This is a genomic window from Enterococcus sp. NBRC 3427, assembly GCF_007996925.1.
In the GTDB taxonomy this organism is placed as follows: domain Bacteria; phylum Bacillota; class Bacilli; order Lactobacillales; family Enterococcaceae; genus Enterococcus_B; species Enterococcus_B lactis.
In genome coordinates this window covers 1-24,888 of the sequence record NZ_BJLL01000041.1, presented here as the reverse complement: position 1 = coordinate 24,888, position 24,888 = coordinate 1, and the positions used below count along the sequence as shown (strand labels likewise).

Below are 24,888 nucleotides of genomic sequence, written 5' to 3'. Positions count from 1 at the left end.
TGTCAGTTTTTATCGCTCTGATTATTGGAATGACACTGATCACCTTTACACAACGCATAGAAAAAACAGAAATACTTTAAATTCCATAATGGAAAACCAGACAGACTAACTTTTAAATTCTGTAGTCTCTATTCATAAACGTCAAACAATACGATGCTTGCAAAGTATCTATCAGCTTCAGTCCAAGAATGATAGATTCCACCATTTTTCTCGACTAAAGATCTTATACTTTTTATACCTATACCAGCACTCTGTCTTTCCTTTCTTGTATATCTCTCATTGACTAAATAAGCATTATTTATCTCTATGAAAAGATCACTTTTAAACTGCTTAATAATCACGATGATATCTTTGCCTTTTCCGTTATTTCGAGTGCATGCTTCGATCGCATTATCCATTAGGTTTCCCACAATGATTGCTATAATATCATGATCAATTTTTACATTTTCTGATATAAAAATCGATGTATTGACCTGAATTTCCGATTGTTCTGCTATAGTCAGTTTTTCATTTAAAATATAATTCAAGATGGGATCCGAAGTATAAAAGTCAGTAATCGTTTCTTGTTGTTTCATCGTCTTCCTCAGATATTTCTTAGCTGAAGAAATATCTTCATTTTCTAACAGCCCAGATAGAACCAAAAAATGATTTCGCAAATCGTGTCTAATTTGTTTCAGATTCTCTTGGCTCTTTTTAATTTCCTCCACATATTTTATTTCTGATTCAAGCGCCTTCTTCTCTAGAGAGATTCGATTGATATATGCTTGATGAAAAGAAATACTGTGATAAAGGTATAAAACACAAATATTCATGATTACAATTCCCATCGTTATAAAAACATCTATTATCCTTCTATTGATGGCCATGTTTACTTCTGACATAAGAAACCCGAAAAGTATGATACTTGAAATAATCGGAATTGAACTCATTGTTAAGAGAGATATAGTATTAATTTGATTATGTAGCGTTTCTTTTCGCGAAAGGAATAGTCGCATGCCAAAGAAAAATAAAATTTCGATAAGTAACGTGAGACTAGTGCTAAATAGGATCGAATAATGAGTATTTATATTTTCTAACTGATTCAAAATTACTAACTGAATCAACTTGACTGAAACCGATTCGCAGATGAAATTAACTGCTAGTAGAAACAACATCCAAAAGAAAATCTCACTATCTGATAAAAAATATTTCTTCGCAATACTCGCAATTACAAAAAGACTCAAGAAAATATTAATATAAGGTAAATATTCAAACTGTAAAAAAAGATTCGAAAGGAAATTGAATAAAATAATCGTACAAATAATTAAATTTATCAAAAAAGTCTTACTTTTTTTTACTGCCACTCCAGAGAAAAAATAATCGAGCAAAAAAACGTACATTATTAAACTAATATTTCGAAGTAAAGCATCTTCCATTAGAATAAATCTCTCTTTCGCATAAGTATCTTTGTTAGAGCGTCTGCTTTAAACTTTCTGCTTATAGGCAATTCAATGATATTTTCGCAATTGCTTAATCGAACATAGTTTTTTCCTATTTCTCTTATATGCTCCATATTTATAATAAATGAAGCATGTGTTTGAACAAATGTTGATGGCAACTTGGCAATGATCTCCGAAGTTGACATATTTGCTACATATTTGTTTTGAGATGTCATATTGATGAATACTTGACGTCTATTTTTTTCAAAAAACAAAATGTCATTTAACGCGATTCGATAATCCGTTTTTCTATAGGAAAACTCAAATTTATTATTTAAAATTCCTAAATATTTGATAGCCCTTTCAATTACTTGAAAAAAATAGTTCTGTTCCAACGGCTTCAGAATATAATCAAACGTATGTAATTTAAAGACTTTTTCCATATATTCTCGATAACTCGTTAAAAAAATAATCGGAACATTGAAATCATTTTGTCGAATAAAATCTGCTACCTCCATTCCATTCTTTCCTGGAAATTCAATATCTAAAATATACATATCAAAATTTAATTGATCCATTTGTTTAATCAACTTTGACGGATCATAATATACATAAGGTTCAAATAAATCTGGATCATAATTTTGCAACAAATTACCTACATAGTTAGCAATGCCAGGTTCATCATCGCAGATAGCAACCTTCAACATAATATCACTCCTATTGTATGCTGACATACCTTGAATGTGTACACAACTATTAGGGTTCGATTCCCTCAGGACGCGTTCTATTACTATTTTAGCATAGCTTCCGAATGTTTGCTTCTTTAGTTTTCAAGTGAAAACTGTCCACCAAAAAAATTGGCAGACAGTTTTTTTATTATAAGTATACTTGTTTTCACTTACTGGACTGGCCGATGATCGTTTCTGCCATAATAGTTCTCGACAGTCGTTGGATGCCCTAATAAATCCCCCACTGTCGTGATGCGATACCCTTGCTCTTGCAGATAATCGATCACTTGAGGGACGGCACGAATCGTTTCAGGATAAATATCATGGAATAAAATAATTGCACCATCGTAGACTGTTGCTTGGATCTTCTGCAAAATCAAATCAGGGTTTCTTGTCTTCCAATCTTCTGAATCGACCGACCATTCGATGATTGCCCGCTGGATAACACTTGCTCCTACACTTGTGATCGAACCATAGGGCGGACGAACGAAAGTGGGGGTTTTACCAGTGGCTTTTTTGATCTCAGTGTCTGTTTTTGTCACTTCCTCTGTGATCGACTGGGCAGAAAGCGTCGCCAGATCTTGATGATCATACGTGTGATTGCCGATCTCGTGTCCTGCTTCAGCTGTCTGCTTCACAATTTCAGGATGTTGCACCGTATTTTCTCCTAAAACAAAAAAAGTAGCATGCACATTTTTTTCTTTAAGTATTTGCAACAGCTGTGGTGTCGTGGTCGCTCCTGGTCCATCATCAAAACTGATGGCAATACTTTTGACAGTTGGATCTTGGACAGTTTCTGTACTTTCTTGTGTTGGTTCTGGTTCAGTTGATGGACTTTGTGCCGGTTCCACTGATTCTTGAGTGGGTTCGTTGACGCTAGCTGTTTCAGTCGACTTGTTTTTATTCGTTGATTGTTCTGATTGTTTGAAAGCTTGTGACGAACGCTCCGAAGAAGTTACTTGTCCTTTCTCTTCGCTGATCAAGGAGGCGACCGAAGTGACTTCGAAAAATAAAAGCACGGATAAAGCAATGATACTGATAACTAAGTAATTTCTTTTCACTATATCTCTTCTTTCTCTTTTTCTCTTCTTAATTACTTACTTGAAAATAACTGCAAAAAATTGAAACTGCTAGTCGCAACTACTTCTCGCCTAATGATCCAAATAATCTTCCGATGCCAAAATCGTTTTTGTCACGGACTTCGGAATGACAAATTCTGGTGTTCCCATATAACCAGGAGCAATTTCATATTGAGAAAAAGTCAAAACTAATTGATGCTCTTTATTCAAATAAAAACTTCGTGTTGGTGTAACAAGTGTTGGTTTTTCTATCGTTCCTTCTTGAATATCTTGTTCAGTCCAATAGTACTTAGACGGATCTTCCTTGACTTGTTCGGCCATTTGCCGCTTGACTTCTTTTGTCAAAACAGATAGATAGGTGTCATCTTTGAATAACAGCGGAAGTGAGAGCTGGACACTGTTTTTCTTGTCGATCGTGTCGTATCTTTTTTCAACGTGGCTATCCGCTGCTGTTTGGGTAATCTGTCTTTCGATCACAAGAAACCGGTCATCGTCTACGATTTTCTGATAATCACCCAGAACTTGGTAATGATCCGTTTCAAGATTTCCATATTCTTTTTCAGCTTTTTTAAAATCTGCTTGTCCTTCGTGAAAGTATTTTTGGTTTAATCCATGAATCGTTTTGTTTTCTTTCTCATTTTGAGTATGGATCTTCGGTACTTGAATATCGATTTTTTCAGATTGATCAGTAAAACGTTCACCTAAGATCAATTCAATGACTGATCCTAAAATTGGTAAGTCTTCTGCAAAGCTTCGAACTTGACTATTAAAAAGGAGACTACTTGTTGTAATCATCACGATAGCCAAAGATACTCCGAAACCTTGGAGGCGTCTCTTTCTCCGTCTTGCTTTTATGAATGATTGCTCTTCGATAAGAAAACGCTGGCGGATCTCCTCTTGAAGCCCTCTTGGAATTTCTTGTTCTTTATAAGTTTTCTTTAGTTTTTTTAACTTTTCTTTTTGAGAATACATAGCGGTCTTCTCTCCTTCATTCTAGGATTTGACGTAAAACATTCAGTGAACGATACATTTTTGTTTTAACTGTGTTTTCGTTCATATCTAAGATAGTCGCAATTTCTTTCAAACGAAATCCTTCAAAAAAGTAAAGGATCAGAATCTCTTTTTCCGGACTGTCTATTTTATCTAAAATCATATGGAGTTCTGCAACGGAAGTTTCTAAAGGTAATTGCTGCGGGATATCTTGAATTTCAAATAAGTCAACAGGGGTCCTTTTTTGTCTGCGCCAACTATCTAATGCCGTGCGGATCAATATCCGGTAAAACCATGCACTAAAATGCTCGATTTCTTTTTCTTTTTCAAAATACTTCAGTGCTTTATGGAAACTATCTTGCATCACATCTAAGGCCTCTTCTTTATCATGTACGTAATTCATCGTGATACGGAACATTTTTTGATAATCAGTTTCGATGAGTCCATTCAGCAGGTGACGGTATTTTTCAATCTGCCGTTTTTTCTTATATCCAGTAAAAATCATTCTCCACTCCTTTCCGTCTCACTTAATATGACGTACAAGGTACGCTAAAAGTTTCAATTATTTTATTTTTTATGTATTTACTTTGAATTTTTATATACAAAAAAGAAGGTGTGACAAAAATCATGTCACACCTCCTTATTCCGATAGGTTCAACGTCTCTGTTGCAACCTCTGATACACGGTGTTCTAGAAGTAGCTTCTTCGGAAATAAGTGGAAATTTCTTAAAGTTGACCACTTCCGTCACAGCCTCTACAGTAAATGATGTTTATTCTTTTTCAGAGTCAGAAAATTCTTCCTCTTCATAGTCTTCATCATCATCGTCTTCGTCTATGATACTTAAATCTTCTTCGATATTCCCAGGCAAGTCTTCTTCATCATCTGTTGGGTCATCTGCTCCGATTTCTTGCAAGTCAGAATTATAAGCAGCGATTTCTTCATCTTCATCATCATCGTCATCAAACAGATCATCGTCGTCTTCTTCTGTCAGATCTGTATCTTCTGGGTCATCGTCATTGTAATCGATCGCGTCTTCATCATCATTGATAAAGGCGTTGACTTTCTTGCGTTTACGGCGACGCGGAGTATCTTCATCCTCTTCGTCCATTCCATGGTTTACTTCTTCATCGATCGAATCGATAGCATACCATGAACGCAAACCCCAACGATTATCCCCTAATGAGATAAAGCTGCCGTCAATATTCAAGTCAGTATAAAATTGTGCGAGTGAATCACGAATTTCACTGTCTGATTTGCCAAGATAGTTTTGGATTTGGTTAGCTAAATCAGAAAAATCCATGACATCGCCACGTTGTTCTAAGATCGCGTGTGCTACTTCGATCATTGATAATTCGCTTTTGTTTGCACCTTCAAATACACTAATTTCCAATCAGGACACGTCCTTTCACAGTCTACTCCTTATCATACAAAATCAGACACAAAAAATCAAACTTTTCTTTTATATTTACGCTGTAAAATCCAATGTCAAATAATATTCGCCGATTTTTTCTAGTCCCATGAACAAATCATAATCGATTCGAACCTTGCCTGCTGTGGGACGGTCTTTCAAACTTACATGCAGTTCTTTCGTAAAGGTAGCAATCTGGATCATACCGTATGGTGTTCGGTAGGCTGTTTCTAACCGTTCTTTATAACCAAATTTCAGACGCATTCGCATTTCTCCTGCACGGATCAGCTGTACATGACCATCTGGAACTAATTTGATCGTTACAGGGATTTCATCGCCTGTTTCCTCCTGCATCTCTTTATACCGTATGTACAGCGTATCGCCAATCGTCACCATTTGCCCTTTCAAATCAAAATAAAAATCTTGCACTTCCCCTTGTTGTTTCACTTTTGTACGCAATTTGATCGAAATCGGTGTTCCTTGTGATAATTCCATTCTTCATTCTCCTTTACTTCTCATAGCTACATTGTTCCTAGTTTCTTTTGTTTTGTCAACCAACTTGTCCATTTTTACAGAAAACCTTTTTTCCAAAACAACTCCTTGAATTTAGAGTATAATATTGTAGAAAATATGAATTTATAAAAAGGAGCCGGTTGAATGAACCCTGCGATTCGACTAGATCAGCACATTTATCAAAAAAACGACTTTTCCCCTTTCGCATTAACAGATATATTAACGGAATATTCCAAAGAACACCAGCAGATCTTTTTGCATTTCTGGCAATATGACTGCACCGTCATCTTAGGTATGAAAGATGTTCGGACACCTTTTCTTAGAGACGGGATCCAAACACTGAAAGATGCAGGTTATGCTCCGGTAATTAGAAACTCAGGTGGATTAGGAATCGTATCAGACGAAGGAATTTTGAATATTTCTTTGATTTTCCCCCAGAATGACCAAAAAAAAATAACCATCGATGGAGCTTACGAGCAAATGCTCCGATTGACTAAATACGCCTTTCCGAAGGCACCGATTCAAGCGTTCGAAATCACCCATTCTTATTGTCCTGGAACTTATGATTTAAGCATACATGGCAAAAAATTTGCCGGCATCGCTCAGCGTCGCATCAAAAATGGGATTTCTGTTATGATGTACTTAAGTGTCAACGGTAATCAGGAAAAGCGCGGGCAAGTTATGAAACAATTTTATCAATCTGCTTTAAAAGAAGGCTTTGGTACAAATGGCTATCCTGCAGTTGATCCTGCCACAATGGCAACACTTGAAGAACTGCTTGACCATCCCCTTCTCGTAGAAGAAGTCAAAGAATCATTTGCAAAAGCTTTTGAAAAGCTGTATTCTGCAAGTGATTTACTGGATTCTACCGACTGGCTAAAAAAAGAAATCCAGCTGGAGCAATGGAACAACCAAATCCAGAGAATGGAACAACGCAATAACATAAAGGAGCTACAATATGACAACCCCTTATAAATATCAAATGCTGCCTATGGAGAAAGTTTTTCGTGACCCAGTCCATAACTATATCCATGTCCAGCATCAAGTAATCTTAGATTTGATCAACTCGAAAGAAGTCCAACGTCTGCGACGAATCAAACAATTAGGCACTGCTTCTTTCACTTTTCACGGAGCAGAACATAGCCGTTTTACCCATTCATTAGGTGTTTATGAGATTTCAAGACGAATTTGCGATATCTTTTCTCGAAATTTTCCAAAAGAAAAGATAGGCAACGGAGGCTGGGATGATCAGGAACGGCTGGTAACTTTATGTGCGGCACTATTGCATGATGTCGGTCACGGTCCTTACTCTCATACATTCGAGCATATCTTCCATACGAATCACGAGGCTATCACTGTAGAGATCATCACTTCTCCAGAAACAGAGGTGTATCAGATCCTTAACCGAGTAGAAGAAGGTTTTCCTGAAAAAGTAGCGAGCGTGATCCAAAAAACCTACCCTAATCCGCAAGTTGTCCAAATGATTTCCAGCCAGATCGATGCAGATCGAATGGACTATTTGCTTCGGGATGCTTATTTCACCGGAACGGAGTATGGAACATTCGACCTTACCCGAATATTACGTGTGATTCGTCCATATGAAGGCGGGATCGCCTTTTCCATGAGTGGCATGCATGCAGTGGAAGATTATATCGTTAGCCGATATCAAATGTATGTGCAAGTGTACTTCCATCCTGTTTCCCGTGGTATGGAAGTGATCTTGGAGCATCTGCTTCATCGCGCGCACGAGTTGTATCAAGAAGATGCCAGCAGTTTTGAACTTCACTCTCAACTACTCTTGCCATTTCTTGACGGAAGCTTTACTTTAGAAGAATACCTCAAACTTGATGATGGGGTCTTGGGTACTTACTTTACTCAATGGTCTGAATCTGCTGATCCTATTTTAAATGATTTAGCTAAACGTTTTTTGAATCGTAAACCACTGAAATCCGCCACTTTTTCTGGCAACCGAGATTCAAATTTGATTCAAAAACTCACTTTGTTAGTAGAAAAGGTCGGCTATAACCCTGTTTATTACACTGCTGTCAACTCTAGCTACGATCTGCCTTATGATTTTTATCGCCCAGAACAAGGCAGACATCGTACGCAAATCGAGATTTTGCGAAATGACGGAACTTTGATAGAATTATCACAGGTTAGTCAGCTTGTTGCCGCTTTAGCGGGACAAGAACAAGGAGATGAGCGATTTTTCTTTCCAAAAGAAATGGTTGACCCATCCTTGCGTGATCATTATGATTTATTTGATGAAACTTATCAAGAATTTGCCAGCCATATCCGTAATGGCGCATTGATTGAAATAAACTGAAATATATTGGAGGAAATTATGGCTATCAAACTAGTCGCTATCGACATCGATGGTACTTTATTAAATGAGAAAAGAGAAGTAACAAAAGAAGTAAAAGAAGCGATTGCCGCTGCTGTTGCAAAAGGGGTCTCAATCGTTTTATGTACTGGTCGCCCCTTACCAGGTGTCCAAGAACAGTTAAACGAGCTGGACCTTTTTCAAGATAATGATTACGTTATTACTTATAATGGAGCACTCGTACAACAAACAAAATCAGGTAAAATCATTGCCCGTCACGGTCTGACTCATGAAGATTTTCTAGAGATCGAAGTGATGGCACGCCGTGTTGGCAGTCATCTCCATTCGATTGATGACAAAGCGATCTACACACCTAATCGAGATATCAGCGCTTATACGATCCACGAAGCAAGTTTAGTCAAGATGCCGCTAAAATATCGAACACCTGAAGAAATGACACCAGACATGAACATCGTCAAAATGATGATGATTGACGAACCAGAAATTTTAGATGCAGCAATTGCACGTTTACCGCAAACTTTCCGTGATAAATACACAACGGTCAAAAGTGCACCCTATTACTTTGAAGTACTAAATAAAGAAGCAAGTAAAGGTGCGGCAGTTGCAAATCTCGGACAACATCTTGGTATTGATCAAGATGAAATCATGGCTATCGGGGATAACGAGAACGACTTATCCATGATTGAATATGCTGGTCTAGGAGTAGCTATGGGAAATGCCGTTTCTCTTGTCAAAGAAGCAGCAAATGTCATCACTTCATCGAACGACGAACACGGCGTAGCTGAAGCAATCAAAAAATACGTTCTGTAATAAATAAAAAACTGAGAGAAAGCTGTTCTACTCGCTTTCTTTCAGTTTTTATTTTTTATTTTTTTCGACCCATCTCTCGACTGCCCATCGATGGCTACCACGTTTCAATTTTTCAAGTGCTTCTAGAGGACTGACCCACCAGATTTTATTGGTCTTTTCTGTGGGTTCTCCTATACGCTTCCAAGAATCAGCAACAAAGAAATATCCTGGATTATAGTAATAAGTTGCACGATAATTCGAGTAAAAGTACTCATCTGCTTCTCCCAGATAGAAAGCAATTTCTGCCGCAATCCCCATTTCTTCTATTAGCTCACGAACGATTGCTTCTTCTTTCGTCTCATCTCCTTCAATTTCCCCGCCAGGAAGAAAAAAAGCACCATTTGGAGCCTCGATTACTGCAATCTGCTGATCTCTTTCTATGACAATATATGCTGCATAACGGGTTTGATAATCAGCAAATTGCTTTTTTTCACCAAAAATTGGTTTATCCATGAATAGTTTCCACCTTAACAGTTTTATTTTCTATCCATTTTACATGAGAAATTTCTCATGAACAAGCACAAATCAACTATTTCCTTACTTCTTTTTGTTATGATTAAATAAAAGGAAAGGGAGAGATGAATCTATGAAAATGGCTCACACATGTGTTCGAGTGAAAGATCTTGAAGCATCAATCGAATTTTATCAAAAGGCATTTGGTTTTGAAGAAAGCCGCCGTCGTGATTTTCCAGAGAACAAATTTACACTTGTTTATTTGACACTTCCTGGGGATGACTATGAATTAGAGTTGACTTATAACTACGATCATGGTGCCTATGATTTAGGAAATGGTTATGGTCATATCGCTATTGCAGCTGATGATTTAGAAAAATTACATGAACAGCATAAAGCTGCAGGTCTTGAAATTACTGACTTAAAAGGATTACCTGGCACTGCGCCTTCTTACTACTTTGTCATTGACCCTGATGGTTATAAAATCGAAGTCATCCGAGGATAGTTAGTAGGGGGCATTTTGCTCTTGATTGAACAAAAAACAAACGCCAATAATTAAAATGAGACGCAAACTTTCTTTAAATTGAAAAAGTTTGCGTCTTTTTTTAACAACTATTGTAGCTATAAGGCTGCCACTCTCCACTTATTTATTTTTAGTTCATTTGAAAGAAATCAAATAAACGAGGTACCTTTAGAAAACAAAACTGCTTTTCCTCCTATTATCACACGATCTTCTTTTAATTCACACTCTAGATACCCGCCCCTTGATGACATTTGGTAAGCTGACAATTTTGTTTTACTCATTCTTTTCGCCCAATAAGGAATAAGATTAGAATGTGCTGACCCACATACTGGATCTTCATTGATTGTTAATTTTGGAAAGAAGGTTCTAGAAACAAAGTCTTCTTGCACACTTTCTGCTGTCACGATGACCCCTATTCCTAAATCAAAATTTTTGATACTTGTGAAATCTGGCTGCAATTTAGCCACTGTTTTTTCATCTTCCAATACGAAAAATAAATCACGTGCTAAGTAGGCTTCTTTAATCTTAGCCCCAATCGCTTCTTCATATTCAGACAATATCGGTACTTTTTTTGGCATAATACTAGGAAAATCCATGTAATAATGATCTTCAATTCTTGTCACAAATAGATTACCGCTTTGAGTAGAAAATTTAATCGTTTCATCAAGTATTTTGTAATAGTTAAATAAAACAAATGCTGTTGCTAATGTCGCGTGACCGCAAAGATCGATTTCTCGATCTGGCGTAAACCATCTAAGCTCAAATCCTTGATTTTTCTTCACTGTAAATGCTGTTTCAGATAAATTGTTTTCAATGGCAATTTTTTGCATCGTACCTTCTGGCAGCCATTCTTCTAGAACATACACTGCTGCTGGATTTCCTTTGAACACCTCATCTGCAAATGCATCAACTACGTAATAATCTAAGTTCATTTTAAAGACCCTCTCTCTAATTTGTTATAAATATATTCTGCACAGCAAAGATCTTCAACAGCTAGACCAACTGCGTCGAAAATCGTCGGACTCGATTCTCCTTTGTAAACTGTTTTTTTCCCAGAAACTAATTCGCCTAATGTACCAACGATACAAGATTCCTCTAAATCTCCTTCTGACATGGCTATAAGTAGGTCTCCGCTTTCTGTTAAGGCAGCTGAGTAATCATCTACATAGATTTGAGAAGTTTCCATCAATGGTGTGCTTATCTCTCTTGTATCAGGAGTAAACGTGCCCACAGCATTGATATGTGCGTCTTCCCTTACCCACTCTTTTTGAAGAAATGCCTCTTTACTAGGGGTCAACGTACAAATGATTTCCGCTGAACGTACTGCATCTTCTACTGATATTGCATTTATAAACGTTATTTTCGGATACTGATTTTTAGCATTAGCGATAAAAGCATTTCGTCTTTCTTCTAAAATATCGTAAACAAACACTGTAGTGATGCGACGAATGGTAGAAATCGCAGCCAAATGCGACAATGCTTGTTGACCAGCTCCAATTAAAGCAAGTGTTTCTGCATGCTGATCTGCTAAGTAATCTGTTGCTAGCGCAGATACAGCAGCTGTTCGAATCCAAGTGACTGCATTTGCGTTTATCAATGCTTTGGGTAGTCCGTTTTGAGCATCAAACAAGAAAATCTCTCCTAAATGAGAAGGTAAATGATACTGATGATTATCCGGGAAAGCGGTAATGACTTTTGTCCCAAAATATCTGTTCTCTCCCAAATAGGCAGGCATCATCGCAAACACATTTTTGTCTTTTCCGTCCGGTAAAATTTCCACCAATCGAGGATTTTGGCTGATTTTACCACTTTCATAATCAAAGAAACATTTTTTCATTACTTGGATCGCTTCTTCAAAACTAAAAGAAGCTACTACTTCCTCAAAATTAATAATTTTCATAGACAATTCCCTCCTCACAAAAGATTAACTTCTAAAATCAATACAATCAATGGTAAAATTGTATGGTATACAATTTTAAGGAGTGGAGAAAATGCCTATTAATTCTTATGACAACTACCCGTTAACTTGGCGGCCAGACAAACAAAAATTGAAGCGTCCTTATTATCAATCGTTGATTCAACAATTAGAACAAGATATTTTAAAGAATAAATTACAGAAAAACACTCAGTTACCCTCCCAAAGAGAGCTAGCTGATTATTTAGATTTAAATTTTACTACCGTTGGCAAGGCTTATAAATACGGAATTGAGAAAGGTTTGCTGTATACGAATATTGGAAGTGGCACTTTTATTTCTCCCAATGTCTTTGAATCCATTACCATCTCTACCAATGAAGTAACCGAACATATCATTGATTTTGGTCTGGTTAGTTCTTTTGAAGAATGTAATAAATTCGTTGTCCCGTTTATTCAATCAACTGGTAATAACCCAAATCTTGTTGGTTTGCTTAATTACCAAGATCCCAAAGGCACAAATTTTCAATTGACTACTGCAGCAAATTGGTTAAAAACTCAAGGAGTCATTCCGTCTTTAGAATCTCTATCTATTGTTTCCGGTGTTCAAAATGGATTGGCTATCACACTTTCTGCACTTTTCTCTCCAGGTGATAGAATAGCAACAGACCGATATACGTACGCTAATTTCATTGAATTGGCTCAATTATATCATTTAGAGATCGTTCCAATTGATTTTGACGAGCAAGGAATGCGACCAGATATATTGATTCAGGAATGTAGAAAAAAGAAGATCCATGGTGTCTTTCTTATGCCTTCTTGCAATAATCCTATAGGGTTTCAAATCTCTCACCAAAGACGAGAGCAATTAGCCGAAGTAATTGAAAAAGAAGGTCTATGGGTTATCGAAGATGATATCCATTCTTTTTTAACAACTTATTATCAACATACGATCATTCCTCCTTTCCAAAAATTGTTACCTAACCAAACAATCTACTTAGCTGGAATGACAAAATTTATTTGTTCTGGATTGCGAGTTGCTTATCTTGTAGCTCCAGTACATGTCCAAAGCAAGATAGAACAAGCAATTTTTAATATAAATGTGAAAACTTCTGGATTAGATGTGGAGGTCATCACTCAAATCCTCCATTCAAATGAAGCAAATAGAATCTTAGAAACTAAATTAAATCTTACGAAAAGAGCTAATCAGCTTTTTGATTCTCTTTTCAAAGTAGAAAAACCAACAAATCGTGTTCCTTATTATCGAATTCTTCCAGTTGATCCTGAGATTGATCCTAAGAGGATTGAGAATGACTTTCTGGCTAACGGCATCCGACTCTATCATTCCCGACGCTTTACTACGCGAGCGCAACCGGATGCATTCGTTCGTATTTCCCTATCTTCAAACAACCTTGAGATTTTAGCTTCTGGACTAAGTATCGTAAAAGAAAAAATAAAAAAATATGAATTATAATCTATTGATAAATAAAGGAATCAAAGCTGATTGATTCCTTTCGATAAAAAAGAGGCACTACCCGAAGTTCAACAACGGATAGTGCCTCAAAAAGCAAATGAACATTTTGCACTTAAAGTAACCAAACAGCAAAAAAATTTGTCTTATATTTTATTTTCTTATTTTGCTAGATCACTAGATTTCTGTCAGAAGATGAAATTATCCAATCATGACACTTTCTTCTGGATATTTGTATTTTGATTGAGTTCTTTGTGCTTTTGTCATCAGAGAGAAGACCACAGTCAATACCCCAACTCGTCCAATGTACATAAGCGCTATAATGATCAATTTCCCTATTGCAGTCAAGTCTGGCGTCAATCCCATCGTAAGTCCTACTGTTCCAAATGCAGAGAAGACCTCAAAAGCAATATATTCGATGCCAGAAGTTTTAGGTATCGTTTCAGTCACTGATAAAATCATGATGGCGACTACACACAGTGTCAACGTGATAAAAAACAACGTGAGTGCTCGCAACACTGCGCCTTGACGGATTGTACGGCCAAATGCTTCCGCTCTCGTACGTCCTTTAAGCATCGAACGCATCTGGATCAGCAACACACCTAACGTAGTTGTTTTCAATCCGCCGGCAGTCGACCCAGATGTTCCGCCAATGTACATCAAAAACATCGTTAAGATCAGACCGGCATGACTCATATGGAGATAATCAACTGAATAATATCCAGCCGTTCTAGGTGTTACACTCATAAAAAAAGTATTTGCCAATCGTTGAAACATATTCCCTTCCACTAATGTTGCCCCATTGTGTTCTGTGAAAAAGAACACAACGAAACCGCCTAATAAAAGGGTACCTGTAACGGTTAATGCGATTTTTGAATGAATCGTCATCTTCTTTTTCTGATGATATTCCAATAAGTCACGCCAAACGATAAAGCCTAATCCGCCAGAAATAATCAAAGCAGATACCACCATGATCAAATAAACATTTTGCTGGTGATTGGCTAAACTGTCTCCTAACAAGTCAAACCCTGCATTACAAAAACTAGAGATTGCATGAAATAAACTGTACCAGATCCCTTTCAGCCAGCCAAATTCAGGCACGAATACAAAAGATAAAGCAACCGTACCAATCAATTGGATCACAAAGGCCAATTTCAGGATGTAAAGCATGAGCTTCATCACACCTGATACTTCTTCTAGATTTAGCGCTTCTTTTAATATAATACGTGTGCTGAGACTGACTTTTTTCTTTATCAATGCAAAGCATAGAATCGGAACCATCATAAAACCAAGACCGCCAATCTCAATCAAAAGCATAATCAAAAACTGACCAGCACTGTTCCAATGTTCTGCTGTATTCAATGTCGTCAATCCCGTCACGCAGACGGCAGAAGTTGCAGTGAAAAGCGCATCGATAAAATTTGTCCCATGCCCACTATTACTAAAAAATGGCAGGGTAAGTAGGCCACCGCCAACTAAAATCAGGAGAAAAAATCCTAATGCGAGAAGCTGAACGGCCGGCAAGCGTTTCTTTATTTGTTTGTTTTGTTTAATCATCGTTTTCCTCTTTTAAAAAAGGATACCACTTAGTCAGTGGTACCCATATTTTTTACTTTGATCAACCTTGTTACTTCTGCGCGCTCGTTTTCTTCTAGCTTCATACGAATATAATAGATCGTTTCTTCTAATTGAGGGATCGTCATATATTCTAATGCATTGACTCGCCGACGTGTCTTTTCGATCTCACTTGCCATCAGCTGACAAGTTTTTTCGATTTCTGTCAGTTCCAAAAGTTTTGGAAGCAAGGTAGTAAACCGATCGATTGACCGATCCAGTTCGGCACTGGAATTCAAATACCCGTATTCCAAAGGTGTGTCTGTCAGCTGTTCATCATATTCAAAATTCATCACAGGTACTTTTACACTCATGATATTTTTGTCTACGATAGACAAATCAACGTTTTCCGCCGGCAAAGCAAACAATTCTTCAATGAAAGGTTCCGTGATTGAAGCATTTGCCAATACAAAATCAGACATTGCTTCTGTCATGGACTCTTCCATTTCTTGACGCAGTTGGTTGTTCTTTCGAATCAACAGAATGAATTGACGCATCAGTTCATCTTGCTTATCTTTTAATAATTTATGCCCTCTTGTGGCAGTTGTCAACTGTTTTTTCAATCGGGTCAATTCCATGCGGGTCGGATTCACATTCAATCGTGCCATCAGAACTCACTTCCCTTCTGGCAGATATTTGTCCAGCATGTCGTCTTTGATTCGTTTTAATTCGGTTCTTGGCAACATCGATAGCAGTTCCCACCCTAGATCAAGTGTTTCAGTAATCGAACGGTTCGTGTGGAATCCTTGATTGACATATTCTTTTTCAAACCGCTCAGCAAACTTCGCATAGATCTTATCTACATCAGATAAAGCAGATTCTCCTAAAACTACGGCTAATTCTTTTGCCTGCTTTCCTTGTGCATAGGCTGCAAAAAGCTGATTCATCGTTGCCGCATGGTCTTCTCTTGTCTTTCCGGGTCCAGTTCCTTTATCTTTTAACCGCGAAAGAGACGGAAGTACATCAATTGGTGGTTGAATCCCACTCTTGTAAAGCTCTCTAGTCAAGATGATCTGGCCTTCTGTAATATAACCGGTCAAGTCAGGGATCGGATGGGTCTTATCGTCTTCTGGCATTGTTAAAATCGGAATTTGAGTAACTGATCCTTTTAGTCCACGGATCCTTCCTGCTCGTTCGAACAAAGTAGCTAAGTTCGTATAAAGATACCCAGGATAGCCTCTTCTTCCTGGAACTTCTCGCCGTGCTGCAGAAATCTCTCGCAATGCCTCTGCATAGTTGGTCATGTCTGTCATGATAACCAATACATGCATTCCTTTTTCATAAGCAAGATATTCTGCAGCAGTCAAAGCCATACGAGGAGTAGCAATACGTTCGATTGCAGGGTCGTTTGCTAAATTCATGAACATGACAGAACGGTCGATTGCACCAGTTTGTCGAAAATCTTCCATGAAAAATTCTGCTTCTTCAAAAGTGATTCCAATAGCAGCAAAGACTACGGCGAAATCATCTGATGAATCAAGTACCGTTGCTTGTCGCGCAATCTGAGCAGCTAATTCTTTGTGAGGAAGACCAGAACCAGAAAATACTGGTAATTTTTGTCCACGAACTAATGTGTTCAAATGATCGATTGCAGAGATACCTGTTTGGATAAACTCATCTGGGTAATCCCGAGCTACTGGATTGATTACTTCTCCGTTAATATCCAAATACTTTTCAGGCAGGATTTCTGGTCCATTATCTTTTGGACGTCCCAAGCCATCGAATACTCGACCAATCATATCTTCCGATACACCTAGTTCTAAAGGATGTCCTAAAAATCGTACAGAAGAGTCACGTAAATTGATACCACTTGTTCCTTCAAATATTTGGACCATTGCTTTATCTTCTTGAACTTCCAATACTTGTCCCCGACGAATCTCGCCATTTTGCATACGGACTTCGATTAATTCTTCATATTTGACACCAGCAACTTTTTCAACCGCCATCAATGGACCGACGACTTCACCGATCGTACGATATTCTTTAATCATTGCTCATGCCTCCTTCTGAAACGATTGTTTGCATCGTTTGTTTGATTTCACCTATAATTTGATCTAGTTTTTCTAATTCTGTTTCCGGGATATATTTGCTTCGTCCGATCCTTTCACGAATCGATACGGTACCGTCCATGATCTCACTTAAATAAGCACCTAACGACAACGCACGGCGTCCTTCTTCACCAAAGGTCAAGATCATCTTCAACATTTTGAATTGTTTCTCTCTTGAAGTGAATGTATCGACATCATCAAAAGCATTTTGCTGCAAATAATCTTCACGAATGGATTTTGCCACTTCTAATGTCAGACGGTCATTATCTGAAAGGGAATCAATTCCTACCAAACGCACGATTTCATTCAGCTGCTGTTCTTCCTGCAAAATACGCATGCCCTCAGTGACCATGGATGCCCAGTCAGCTTGAAGGATATGATCCATATACTTCCCTACTTCTGTTGAATAAAGAGAATAACTTTGGATCCAATCGATCGAAGGAAAATGTCTTTTTTGGGCTAAAGTCGAATCAAGTCCCCAGAATACTTTTACGACCCGCAATGTATTTTGTGTGACTGGTTCCGAAATATCTCCTCCAGAAGGCGATACAGCACTGATTGCGGTTATACTACCTTCGCGACCTTCTGATCCTAAAGCAATGACTCTTCCAGAACGTTCATAGTATTCCGCAAGACGGGAACCAAGATAAGCTGGATAACCTTCATCACCAGGCATTTCTTCCAAACGTCCGCTCATCTCACGAAGTGCTTCTGCCCATCGCGAAGTGGAGTCTGCCATGATAGCAACGTCATAACCCATGTCACGGAAATATTCCGCAATCGTGATTCCCGTATAGATAGAAGCTTCTCGAGCCGCTACCGGCATATTAGATGTATTGGCAATCAATACCGTACGTTCCATCAACGATTCTCCTGTATTAGGGTCAATCAATTCAGGGAATTCATTTAAAACATCCGTCATCTCATTTCCACGTTCACCGCATCCCACATAAACGACCATGTCCACATCGGCCCATTTTGCGATTTGATGCTGAACGACTGTTTTTCCTGCACCAAATGGACCAGGAACAGCTGCTGCTCCTCCTTTTGTCACTGGGAAGAACGTATCGATCACTCGCTGTCCGGTGATCATCGGTGCATCAGGGTTTAATTTTTCTTTGATTGGCCGACTACGTCTTACTGGCCATTTTTGGAGCATCGTCAAGTTTTTGTCACCATTTTCAGTTTCAACGACACATACGGTTTCATCAATAGTGAACGACCCTTTTTCGATTGTTTTGATTGTACCTTTTATCCCATTTGGCACCATAATTTTGTGTTTGATAACTTTTGTTTCTTCTACGATTCCAATCACATCGCCAGCACTAACCGTTTCTCCGGCTTCTAATGCTGGTTCGAACCACCATTTTTTCTCATGATCCAATGCAGGTAATTGGACTCCCCGTCCTAAGAAATTACTTTGTGTGATTTCCATAAAGGTATCTAATGGCCGTTGGATTCCGTCAAACATTTGTGAAATGATCCCTGGTCCTAATTCAACAGATAAAGCTTCACCAGTAGAGCGAACCGGTTCGCCTGGACCAATTCCAGAAGTCTCTTCATATACTTGAATAGACGCCACATCGCCACGCATCTCGATAATTTCTCCGATAACTCCTAGATCTCCCACTAGACACATGTCTTGGATACTGGCATCAGACATGTTCTCAGCCATTACAAGAGGTCCGGAGACTTTTATGATTTTTCCAATTTGCAAAATTTCTATCTCCTTTTCATACTATAAGATATTTTGACCTACTGCTTTTTCTACGTTCTTTTGAATTTCTTCCAGCCCAATCCCTAATGATCCTTGATGATTGGGAATCAATACGATAGCAGGTATCATTTGTTCCTTGTAACGTTCGATCGTTTCTGGGCTCAATGCTGCACATTGCTCTGTGACATAAATCACGCCATACTCATTCTTTGCCATTTCTTCAATTGCCTGACGAACGGTCTGCTTGGTTGTACCATAACGAACATCAAAGCCAAACAATTTGAATGGCAAAACAGAATCTTTGTCGCCAACTACACCGATCTTATGCGTCATAGACTTGTCTCACCCGCTTTCTGATTGTTTCTGGTTCGAAATGGCTTCTTTTGCCGATAACCAGTAAACGAAGGTTTTTGCTTTCTACCTCTTTTGCGTTCAAAAAGGCTAGTAGTGGCAGTGGTCCGAAAGCCTGGGTTTGGGCTTCTTGATACAATGAACTTAGATAATCATCTTTCAACTGTTCAAGCTTTACGAGATCAAGATTTCCCTCACGGATGACAGGACGCAGAAACTCAGCATAATCTGTCTCTAATAGAAAGTTCGTGTAAGCTTCCATATCTTTATCTACAAAGTTCAAAAATACTTCTTTTTCGATACTTCCCGAACTGGAAAGCACCGTCGTCATGAACCCATATGTTCTTTTCTGCAATATTCCTCGAGCCATCGTTGTGATATTGGTCAAGTCAATAAAAGCAATGACTTCTGTCAGCAATTCTTGATATCCTAGCTTATCGGCGAGCCGTCGCTGTTCAGTCAAAAACTGCCGATCATAGATCACATCGATTCCCTGAAGAATGGTAGACTCTTCAAAATAATCACGTACTTCTCGTATACTGTCCATAATGCTTTCAGGGAGTTCATTTGAAACTTGCGTATGAATGGCATCCTTCAAGGTTTCTAATGAATAAAACCCATCGTCGATATACAAATGGTCCAGATTTTGATTTGTCATCTCGGCTTTTGTCAAAACCTTCAGATTATGGAAAGTATAACGCATCGTATAGATCCAAACGATTTCAGGCTCCGGTGCTGATTCCTTTAACCAGCGAAATAGACGGCTCTGCTCCTTTAAAAGATTCTGTTCGAAGTCATATTCATATCCGTCATAGATATATGGACTGTAAATCGTGGATTTCAATATTTCACCAAGTGCTTCGACAGAATTGGTTTGAATCATCCGTTCAAATGTCTCATTGGACAAAAGTTCAAGCTCTCTTCCGCGAATCAAGGGATTTAGTTCGTGGTATTCCATACACTGATCCCTCCTTATTCAAATAATTGATTGGCAATCTCAAAACTCATCGTTCCTTGGATATCTTGTACAAGGCTGCTGAAAAGAAAATTATACTGAACTCCTTGATCATTTATCAGAAACCCAGCTTGACCAGCAACAGATTCATCGCTTAAAACCATCGTAAAGGGAAGTTCATTGTTCCATTCATCCAACAATGTCTGAGAAAGATAAGCTGCTGATTTTTCTCCAGCAATGAATGTTACTTTGCCTGTCAAAGGTAATGAATACAATGAATTTTTGATAAACTGGATTTGTTCAGATTCATCCCAATTCTCCATTTCAGCTATTGCATCTGCAAACAATCGTCGTAAAAATTCCTGCTTCGCGTTCAAATTTTCTTGTTGTACTTCTACTTGTTGGCGATTCCTAAGCTGACGGTATTTTTTTTCAAGTAATTCGATTTGTTTTTCTTTTTGTTTTTGATGTTCTGTTTCGATTTGCGTACGTTTTTGTTCAAAGTTTTGATCGATCTTTATTCGCTCTTCTTGCTCTAACGCCGCTCTTTCTTGCTCTGCTGCTTCATTCATCTGAGAGATGATTTTTTCAATGGCGTTCATCTGCTTTTCCTCCTTTATGCTTAGGCATTCAATACTAATAGGAAGGAAATAACGAAACCTAAAATCGCATATGTTTCAACCATCGCAGCAAAAATGATTCCTTTTGTAGCATGTTCAGGTTTTTTCGCTAAAATTTGGATACCTGCTGCTGCAACTTTTCCTTGGGCGATACCTGAAAACAAGCCTGTAAAAGCAATCGGCAGAGAAGCGCCTAAAAAGTTCAATCCTTGTACAACTGACATATCATTTCCTAAGTTGATAAAAATCAAAAAGGCGATAACGAATCCATATAACCCTTGCGTACCTGGAAGCAATTGCAGAATCAGAGCCTGTCCGAATTTTTCGGGTTGACTTGTTGTTAGCGCTGCTGCTGCCTCACCTGTCATTCCAACACCTTTAGCTGAACCGATTCCTGAAAAAATCGTCGCTGTTGCCATCGCTAATACTGCAAATACCATTCCACCATTTTGACTAATTAAGTAATCCATCATTGTATAAAAATCCTCCAATTATTTATTGTTTTTTTTCTTATGATTGATGTTGACGTATTTTTCCGCCGTTTTCAGCGGGTCAAAGGCACGTCCGCCTCCTGTATAAAATTTTCCAAAAAATTCGACATACTGCAATCGTGCACCATGGACATAGGCACTCAACAGTGTCAAAAACATATTCAGTGCGTGTAAAGCGATGATCAAAAGGATCCCTACACTGAATCGAGCGGCTGGCGGCATGAAAGCAACCAGCATATTGAATGCCGCGCCAATACTTCCGCCTGAAATACCTAGTGCCATCAAACGTGTATAACTGACTAAATCACCGATATAACCAGTCAATCCGTAAAGATTATACGCTCCTTTGGCAGCACCCTTGACTTTAGACGGCGATTGGATAATCGGCACGATTAAGATACATAAAGCAGCAATGATCGATAGCCCCGCGCCAAGATAAACAAACGCTGTATTTTTTATCAACATGGCACCAATCAATGCAATAACGATCCCAATTAGGATTCCTTGCCAGGCAAATCCATCACTGACAGCACTCAAGTAATCTTTTCTCCTGATATTTTCCTTTGCTGCCACGAATAATCCAACCAAGATCTGTATCAGACCGAAAATCACGGATAAAATCAAAATCGTATTGACATCATCCGTCGTAGATAGGATTGGGAAAGGCAAGCGGATGCCAAACAGTTCTTTTGGTAATGCCTGTCCGAAAAATGAACTGTAGATCAATCCCCAGATGATCGATGGTACCGAGAGAATCTCAAAGAATTTTACGAAACGTTTCATCCCGCGTGGTAAAACAAGTAGTTTTTGAGCTAGTATTGTCCCAATGAGCATCAGCAATCCGTAACCAACATCTGCGACCATCATCCCGAAGAAGACAAGATAAAACGGTGTCATCCAAGGTGTTGGATCTACTTCTTCATATTTTGGCAGACTGTACATTTCAGTCAGCAATTCAAAAGGTTCGATAAGCGGATGGTTTTTCAATTTAGTAGGGACTTCCTGCTGAATCTCTTCTGAGTTTGGTGTTTCGAAACTAACATATATATCTTCTTCTGATACAGTTTCGTTTAACACATGCATCAAATTCTGTTTTTCTTCTGCATCTACCCAACCTTGCAAAACGATCAGATAAGTCGCATGGATAAACCGTTCTTTTACTTTTTCCCGTTCTGCAACGGCAAGTGTGACTTCTTCTATCCATTCAAATTCTTGGATATAGCCGCTGCACTGACCTAACGCTGTCGTTATCTTTTTTTGCTGCTCGTGAACAATGGACAATTGCTGTTTGGTTTCTTGCAATTTTTCTTTAGGATTTTGTTCATAAGGATACGTTTCTTTATTGAACCCGTATTTCCCAGCAATTTCTTCTATAGCAGCAACTGATTTTTTTAAAGCAACATACGAAAGATAAACTTGTTTCGGCGTATAATCTATTTCTTCCATATAAACGTCATCAAGCTTACTCAGTTCTTCCTTGAAACTTTCAAAATTTGCTGCACTCACAGTCCCCATCTCAAAAATGGTCGTCTTACTTGCATACATACTTGGAGCAATATCCAGCTGTTGCCAATGAAGAAGCCATTCTTCCTCTTCTTCTAAACGATCACGTTTTTCAGTTAGCTGTTCCCACTTTTCTTTTAAATCAAGGACTTCTTCTAATTTATTCATGAAATTTTCTTCGGAATAATTTGCTTCCAAGTCTTGTAAGGAAAGTTCTTGACGTTTCAAATGGAGTTTCTTTTGACGGCTATCGCCGTGGTGTTGTATGAATTGGATAGCTTCTTGGATGTCTTTCAGCCGATTGCCTAAAGCGCTTAATTTTGCTTCTTTATCAATAATCGTGGTATCTGGAAAATATTTTTCTACCCACTGGTTGTTTGTTCTATTTTGATACAGATCCCGGATTTCAACATTTTGGATTCCTTGTACTGCTTGTAAAATCCTCTCCTGATTTCTTTTATCTGAAATGAGGGTCACTTTTTCCATCTTAGTGACGGCCATAAGTTTCTTTCACCCTTTCAATGATTGCACCGATTGCTTGACTCTGATGCTTTTGATATTGGTCTTTCAAAGTAGCTTGCACCTTGTCTGCTTCTGCTTTCAATTTCATTTTTTCTTTTTCTAATTCTTGCTTTTCGAATTGTTCTTTTTCTTCTACCAACTGTTTCAGCTGTTGCCGATTGTTCGTTTGGATTATTTCCAATTCTTGCTCTTTTTCTTCTGCATAGGTCTTCAACTGCTGCCGTAGGGTTCGGGCACGCTTCTCATTTTCTTCTTCTGCTTTTCGGATTTGTTCCAAAGCTTCTAACACTTGCTTCACTTCCTTTCGATTTAAAAAAGAGGTACATGCTTTCTTTTTTCATTGAAAGTATGTACCTCTAAAGATAACTTAGTATAGGCAGGCCCCTTCAATAAAATGTCCTTCTCACCCCTTGAAGAACTAGATCCTTGAAGCTTACGCCCAACCTTTTTATTTCTGCTTACTTTTTATTATAACAAATTAAGCAATATTTTCAACTATCGTCATGAATTTCACACGAAAATTCTCTTTACAGATAGTAACACAGCAAGAACAGATAAGTATAGGGGCAAGTCTTACATAGTTTAATTTTTTTTAAATCCTTGTTACAATTAGTCTACTTTAGGGGGAATATAAATGAAACCAATCATCGGCATTGCCGGGAATCAACTGATTCGAGCAACAGATACTTTCCAAGGAAATCAAGTAAGCTATACACCGCAGGGATTTGTGGATGCAGTTTTAGATGCTCAAGGATTGCCTCTTATTCTGCCAGTCATGTCTCCAGATTCAGCGCCTCAACTAATTGAGAAAATCGACAAACTCATTCTTGCAGGCGGTCAGGATGTTAGTCCGCAACTTTACATGGAAGACCCTCATCCAAAATTGACGGAAACAAATATTCAACGAGACCAATTCGAACAGGCATTGATCTTGGAAGCATTGAAACAAAGAAAACCGATTTTTGCAGTCTGCCGAGGACTTCAACTATTGAATGTCGTGTTGGAGGGAACACTTTATCAAGATCTTTCATTATATCCAAAATGGTCCGTAAAACACGAACAACAGCCCACTGCCCCGCAGTTTGCGACTCACGAAGTCAAAATCGTTTCGGACAGTTTATTAAGTGACCTTCTCCCTGATTCATACTTTGTGAATTCCTATCATCATCAGGCAGTCAAAGATCTTTCTCCTTTGTTAAAAGCCATCGCCTTTTCCAACGATGGACTCATTGAAGCAGTCCAAAGTAAAGATAATATGCACAAAATCCTTGGTGTCCAATGGCATCCGGAACTTTCTCATCGTGTAGATTCATCTGAACAGCGTTTATTCGATTTCTTTGTGAATGAATTTTAATCGTTTTTCTGATTAGGTCGTGAG

26 protein-coding genes and 1 other annotated feature are annotated in these 24,888 nt (G+C 38.3%); of the genes, 6 read left to right on the top strand and 20 right to left on the bottom strand.

Annotated features, from left to right (window positions below; all coding sequences use genetic code 11):
* Positions 1 to 128: 128 nt before the first annotated feature.
* The 7 genes from ESP02_RS13510 to ESP02_RS09375 all read right to left on the bottom strand — a co-directional run bounded on the left by ESP02_RS13510 (position 129) and on the right by ESP02_RS09375 (position 6,119).
* A complete protein-coding gene (locus ESP02_RS13510) occupies positions 129 to 866 on the bottom strand; it encodes a sensor histidine kinase (RefSeq protein WP_228550338.1) in 738 nt (245 codons plus the stop codon).
* Positions 867 to 1,414: 548 nt separating this feature from the next.
* A complete protein-coding gene (locus tag ESP02_RS09405) occupies positions 1,415 to 2,125 on the bottom strand; it encodes a LytTR family DNA-binding domain-containing protein (protein ID WP_029682523.1) in 711 nt (236 codons plus the stop codon).
* A gap of 191 nt (positions 2,126 to 2,316) precedes the next feature.
* On the bottom strand, positions 2,317 to 3,207 hold the full coding sequence (locus ESP02_RS09400; protein WP_025478461.1) for a polysaccharide deacetylase family protein: 891 nt from the start codon (positions 3,205 to 3,207) through the stop codon (positions 2,317 to 2,319).
* A 90-nt stretch (positions 3,208 to 3,297) separates the two neighbouring features.
* Positions 3,298 to 4,197 (bottom strand): RsiV family protein, encoded by a 900-nt coding sequence (locus tag ESP02_RS09395; protein ID WP_002292823.1) that lies wholly within the window; start codon positions 4,195 to 4,197, stop codon positions 3,298 to 3,300.
* Positions 4,198 to 4,213: 16 nt separating this feature from the next.
* The gene (locus ESP02_RS09390; RefSeq protein ID WP_002292824.1) at positions 4,214 to 4,720 is read right to left on the bottom strand and encodes an RNA polymerase sigma factor; all 507 of its coding nucleotides are present in this window, start codon (positions 4,718 to 4,720) and stop codon (positions 4,214 to 4,216) included.
* 265 nt (positions 4,721 to 4,985) lie between these two features.
* Positions 4,986 to 5,606, bottom strand: coding sequence for a DNA-directed RNA polymerase subunit delta (rpoE, locus tag ESP02_RS09380; protein WP_002292825.1), 621 nt, complete (start codon positions 5,604 to 5,606; stop codon positions 4,986 to 4,988).
* Positions 5,607 to 5,681: 75 nt separating this feature from the next.
* Positions 5,682 to 6,119 (bottom strand): DUF1934 domain-containing protein, encoded by a 438-nt coding sequence (locus ESP02_RS09375; RefSeq protein WP_002292826.1) that lies wholly within the window; start codon positions 6,117 to 6,119, stop codon positions 5,682 to 5,684.
* A 162-nt stretch (positions 6,120 to 6,281) separates the two neighbouring features.
* Here ESP02_RS09375 and ESP02_RS09370 point away from each other — a divergent pair, with 162 nt between their 5' ends.
* The 3 genes from ESP02_RS09370 to yidA are packed head-to-tail and all read left to right on the top strand — an operon-like array spanning position 6,282 to position 9,291.
* The gene (locus ESP02_RS09370) at positions 6,282 to 7,112 is read left to right on the top strand and encodes a lipoate--protein ligase family protein (RefSeq protein ID WP_038398494.1); all 831 of its coding nucleotides are present in this window, start codon (positions 6,282 to 6,284) and stop codon (positions 7,110 to 7,112) included.
* Entirely contained in the window at positions 7,096 to 8,463 is a 1,368-nt protein-coding gene (locus ESP02_RS09365; RefSeq protein WP_002292830.1) for an HD domain-containing protein, read from the top strand. The genes ESP02_RS09370 and ESP02_RS09365 overlap by 17 nt, the downstream gene beginning before the upstream one ends.
* 18 nt (positions 8,464 to 8,481) lie before the next feature.
* Complete coding sequence (gene yidA / locus ESP02_RS09360; RefSeq protein ID WP_002292832.1) at positions 8,482 to 9,291, top strand: sugar-phosphatase; 810 nt, start codon at positions 8,482 to 8,484, stop codon at positions 9,289 to 9,291.
* 48 nt (positions 9,292 to 9,339) lie between these two features.
* Here yidA and ESP02_RS09355 read toward each other — a convergent pair whose 3' ends face one another.
* Positions 9,340 to 9,783 carry an NUDIX hydrolase gene (locus ESP02_RS09355; protein WP_002400582.1) on the bottom strand — a complete coding sequence of 148 codons (444 nt, stop codon included), beginning with the start codon at positions 9,781 to 9,783 and terminating at the stop codon, positions 9,340 to 9,342.
* A gap of 133 nt (positions 9,784 to 9,916) precedes the next feature.
* Here ESP02_RS09355 and ESP02_RS09350 point away from each other — a divergent pair, with 133 nt between their 5' ends.
* On the top strand, positions 9,917 to 10,288 hold the full coding sequence (locus tag ESP02_RS09350) for a VOC family protein (protein WP_002308538.1): 372 nt from the start codon (positions 9,917 to 9,919) through the stop codon (positions 10,286 to 10,288).
* A gap of 167 nt (positions 10,289 to 10,455) precedes the next feature.
* Here the strand turns inward: ESP02_RS09350 and ESP02_RS09345 are convergent, their stop codons facing one another.
* Complete coding sequence (locus ESP02_RS09345) at positions 10,456 to 11,238, bottom strand: PhzF family phenazine biosynthesis protein (RefSeq protein WP_002400583.1); 783 nt, start codon at positions 11,236 to 11,238, stop codon at positions 10,456 to 10,458.
* Positions 11,235 to 12,206, bottom strand: a complete 972-nt coding sequence (locus ESP02_RS09340; RefSeq protein WP_002400584.1) for an ornithine cyclodeaminase family protein — start codon at positions 12,204 to 12,206, stop codon at positions 11,235 to 11,237. The genes ESP02_RS09345 and ESP02_RS09340 overlap by 4 nt, the downstream gene beginning before the upstream one ends.
* A gap of 91 nt (positions 12,207 to 12,297) precedes the next feature.
* Here ESP02_RS09340 and ESP02_RS09335 point away from each other — a divergent pair, with 91 nt between their 5' ends.
* A complete protein-coding gene (locus ESP02_RS09335; RefSeq protein ID WP_002400585.1) occupies positions 12,298 to 13,692 on the top strand; it encodes a PLP-dependent aminotransferase family protein in 1,395 nt (464 codons plus the stop codon).
* A 198-nt stretch (positions 13,693 to 13,890) separates the two neighbouring features.
* On the opposite strand, the gene ESP02_RS09330 is transcribed toward ESP02_RS09335, so the two are convergent.
* The 10 genes from ESP02_RS09330 to ESP02_RS09285 are packed head-to-tail and all read right to left on the bottom strand — an operon-like array spanning position 13,891 to position 23,808.
* A complete protein-coding gene (locus tag ESP02_RS09330; protein ID WP_002292840.1) occupies positions 13,891 to 15,246 on the bottom strand; it encodes a TrkH family potassium uptake protein in 1,356 nt (451 codons plus the stop codon).
* A 29-nt stretch (positions 15,247 to 15,275) separates the two neighbouring features.
* Positions 15,276 to 15,911 carry a V-type ATP synthase subunit D gene (locus tag ESP02_RS09325; RefSeq protein WP_002292841.1) on the bottom strand — a complete coding sequence of 212 codons (636 nt, stop codon included), beginning with the start codon at positions 15,909 to 15,911 and terminating at the stop codon, positions 15,276 to 15,278.
* Positions 15,912 to 15,917: 6 nt separating this feature from the next.
* Positions 15,918 to 17,294, bottom strand: coding sequence for a V-type ATP synthase subunit B (locus ESP02_RS09320; protein WP_002308533.1), 1,377 nt, complete (start codon positions 17,292 to 17,294; stop codon positions 15,918 to 15,920).
* Complete coding sequence (locus ESP02_RS09315) at positions 17,287 to 19,068, bottom strand: V-type ATP synthase subunit A (protein WP_025478462.1); 1,782 nt, start codon at positions 19,066 to 19,068, stop codon at positions 17,287 to 17,289. Before ESP02_RS09315 ends, ESP02_RS09320 begins: the two co-directional genes overlap by 8 nt.
* A 21-nt stretch (positions 19,069 to 19,089) precedes the next feature.
* Positions 19,090 to 19,401: a V-type ATP synthase subunit F gene (locus ESP02_RS09310; protein WP_002292844.1), complete on the bottom strand. Its 312-nt coding sequence runs from the start codon at positions 19,399 to 19,401 to the stop codon at positions 19,090 to 19,092.
* Positions 19,391 to 20,377, bottom strand: coding sequence for a V-type ATPase subunit (locus ESP02_RS09305; RefSeq protein WP_002400592.1), 987 nt, complete (start codon positions 20,375 to 20,377; stop codon positions 19,391 to 19,393). The genes ESP02_RS09310 and ESP02_RS09305 overlap by 11 nt, the downstream gene beginning before the upstream one ends.
* 14 nt (positions 20,378 to 20,391) lie before the next feature.
* A complete protein-coding gene (locus tag ESP02_RS09300; RefSeq protein WP_038398492.1) occupies positions 20,392 to 20,976 on the bottom strand; it encodes a V-type ATP synthase subunit E in 585 nt (194 codons plus the stop codon).
* Positions 20,977 to 20,996: 20 nt separating this feature from the next.
* The gene (locus ESP02_RS09295; protein WP_002292848.1) at positions 20,997 to 21,467 is read right to left on the bottom strand and encodes a V-type ATP synthase subunit K; all 471 of its coding nucleotides are present in this window, start codon (positions 21,465 to 21,467) and stop codon (positions 20,997 to 20,999) included.
* Positions 21,468 to 21,485: 18 nt separating this feature from the next.
* Positions 21,486 to 23,489, bottom strand: coding sequence for a V-type ATP synthase subunit I (locus ESP02_RS09290; RefSeq protein WP_002400596.1), 2,004 nt, complete (start codon positions 23,487 to 23,489; stop codon positions 21,486 to 21,488).
* On the bottom strand, positions 23,476 to 23,808 hold the full coding sequence (locus tag ESP02_RS09285; protein WP_002400597.1) for a hypothetical protein: 333 nt from the start codon (positions 23,806 to 23,808) through the stop codon (positions 23,476 to 23,478). The genes ESP02_RS09290 and ESP02_RS09285 overlap by 14 nt, the downstream gene beginning before the upstream one ends.
* 99 nt (positions 23,809 to 23,907) lie before the next feature.
* Positions 23,908 to 23,955, bottom strand: a sequence feature (sodium ion sensor (DUF1646 type); this cis-regulatory element may regulate processes involved in with the transportation of sodium ions).
* A 189-nt stretch (positions 23,956 to 24,144) separates the two neighbouring features.
* Here ESP02_RS09285 and ESP02_RS09280 point away from each other — a divergent pair.
* Positions 24,145 to 24,864 (top strand): gamma-glutamyl-gamma-aminobutyrate hydrolase family protein, encoded by a 720-nt coding sequence (locus tag ESP02_RS09280; protein ID WP_002292852.1) that lies wholly within the window; start codon positions 24,145 to 24,147, stop codon positions 24,862 to 24,864.
* The last annotated feature ends 24 nt before the right edge of the window (positions 24,865 to 24,888 follow it).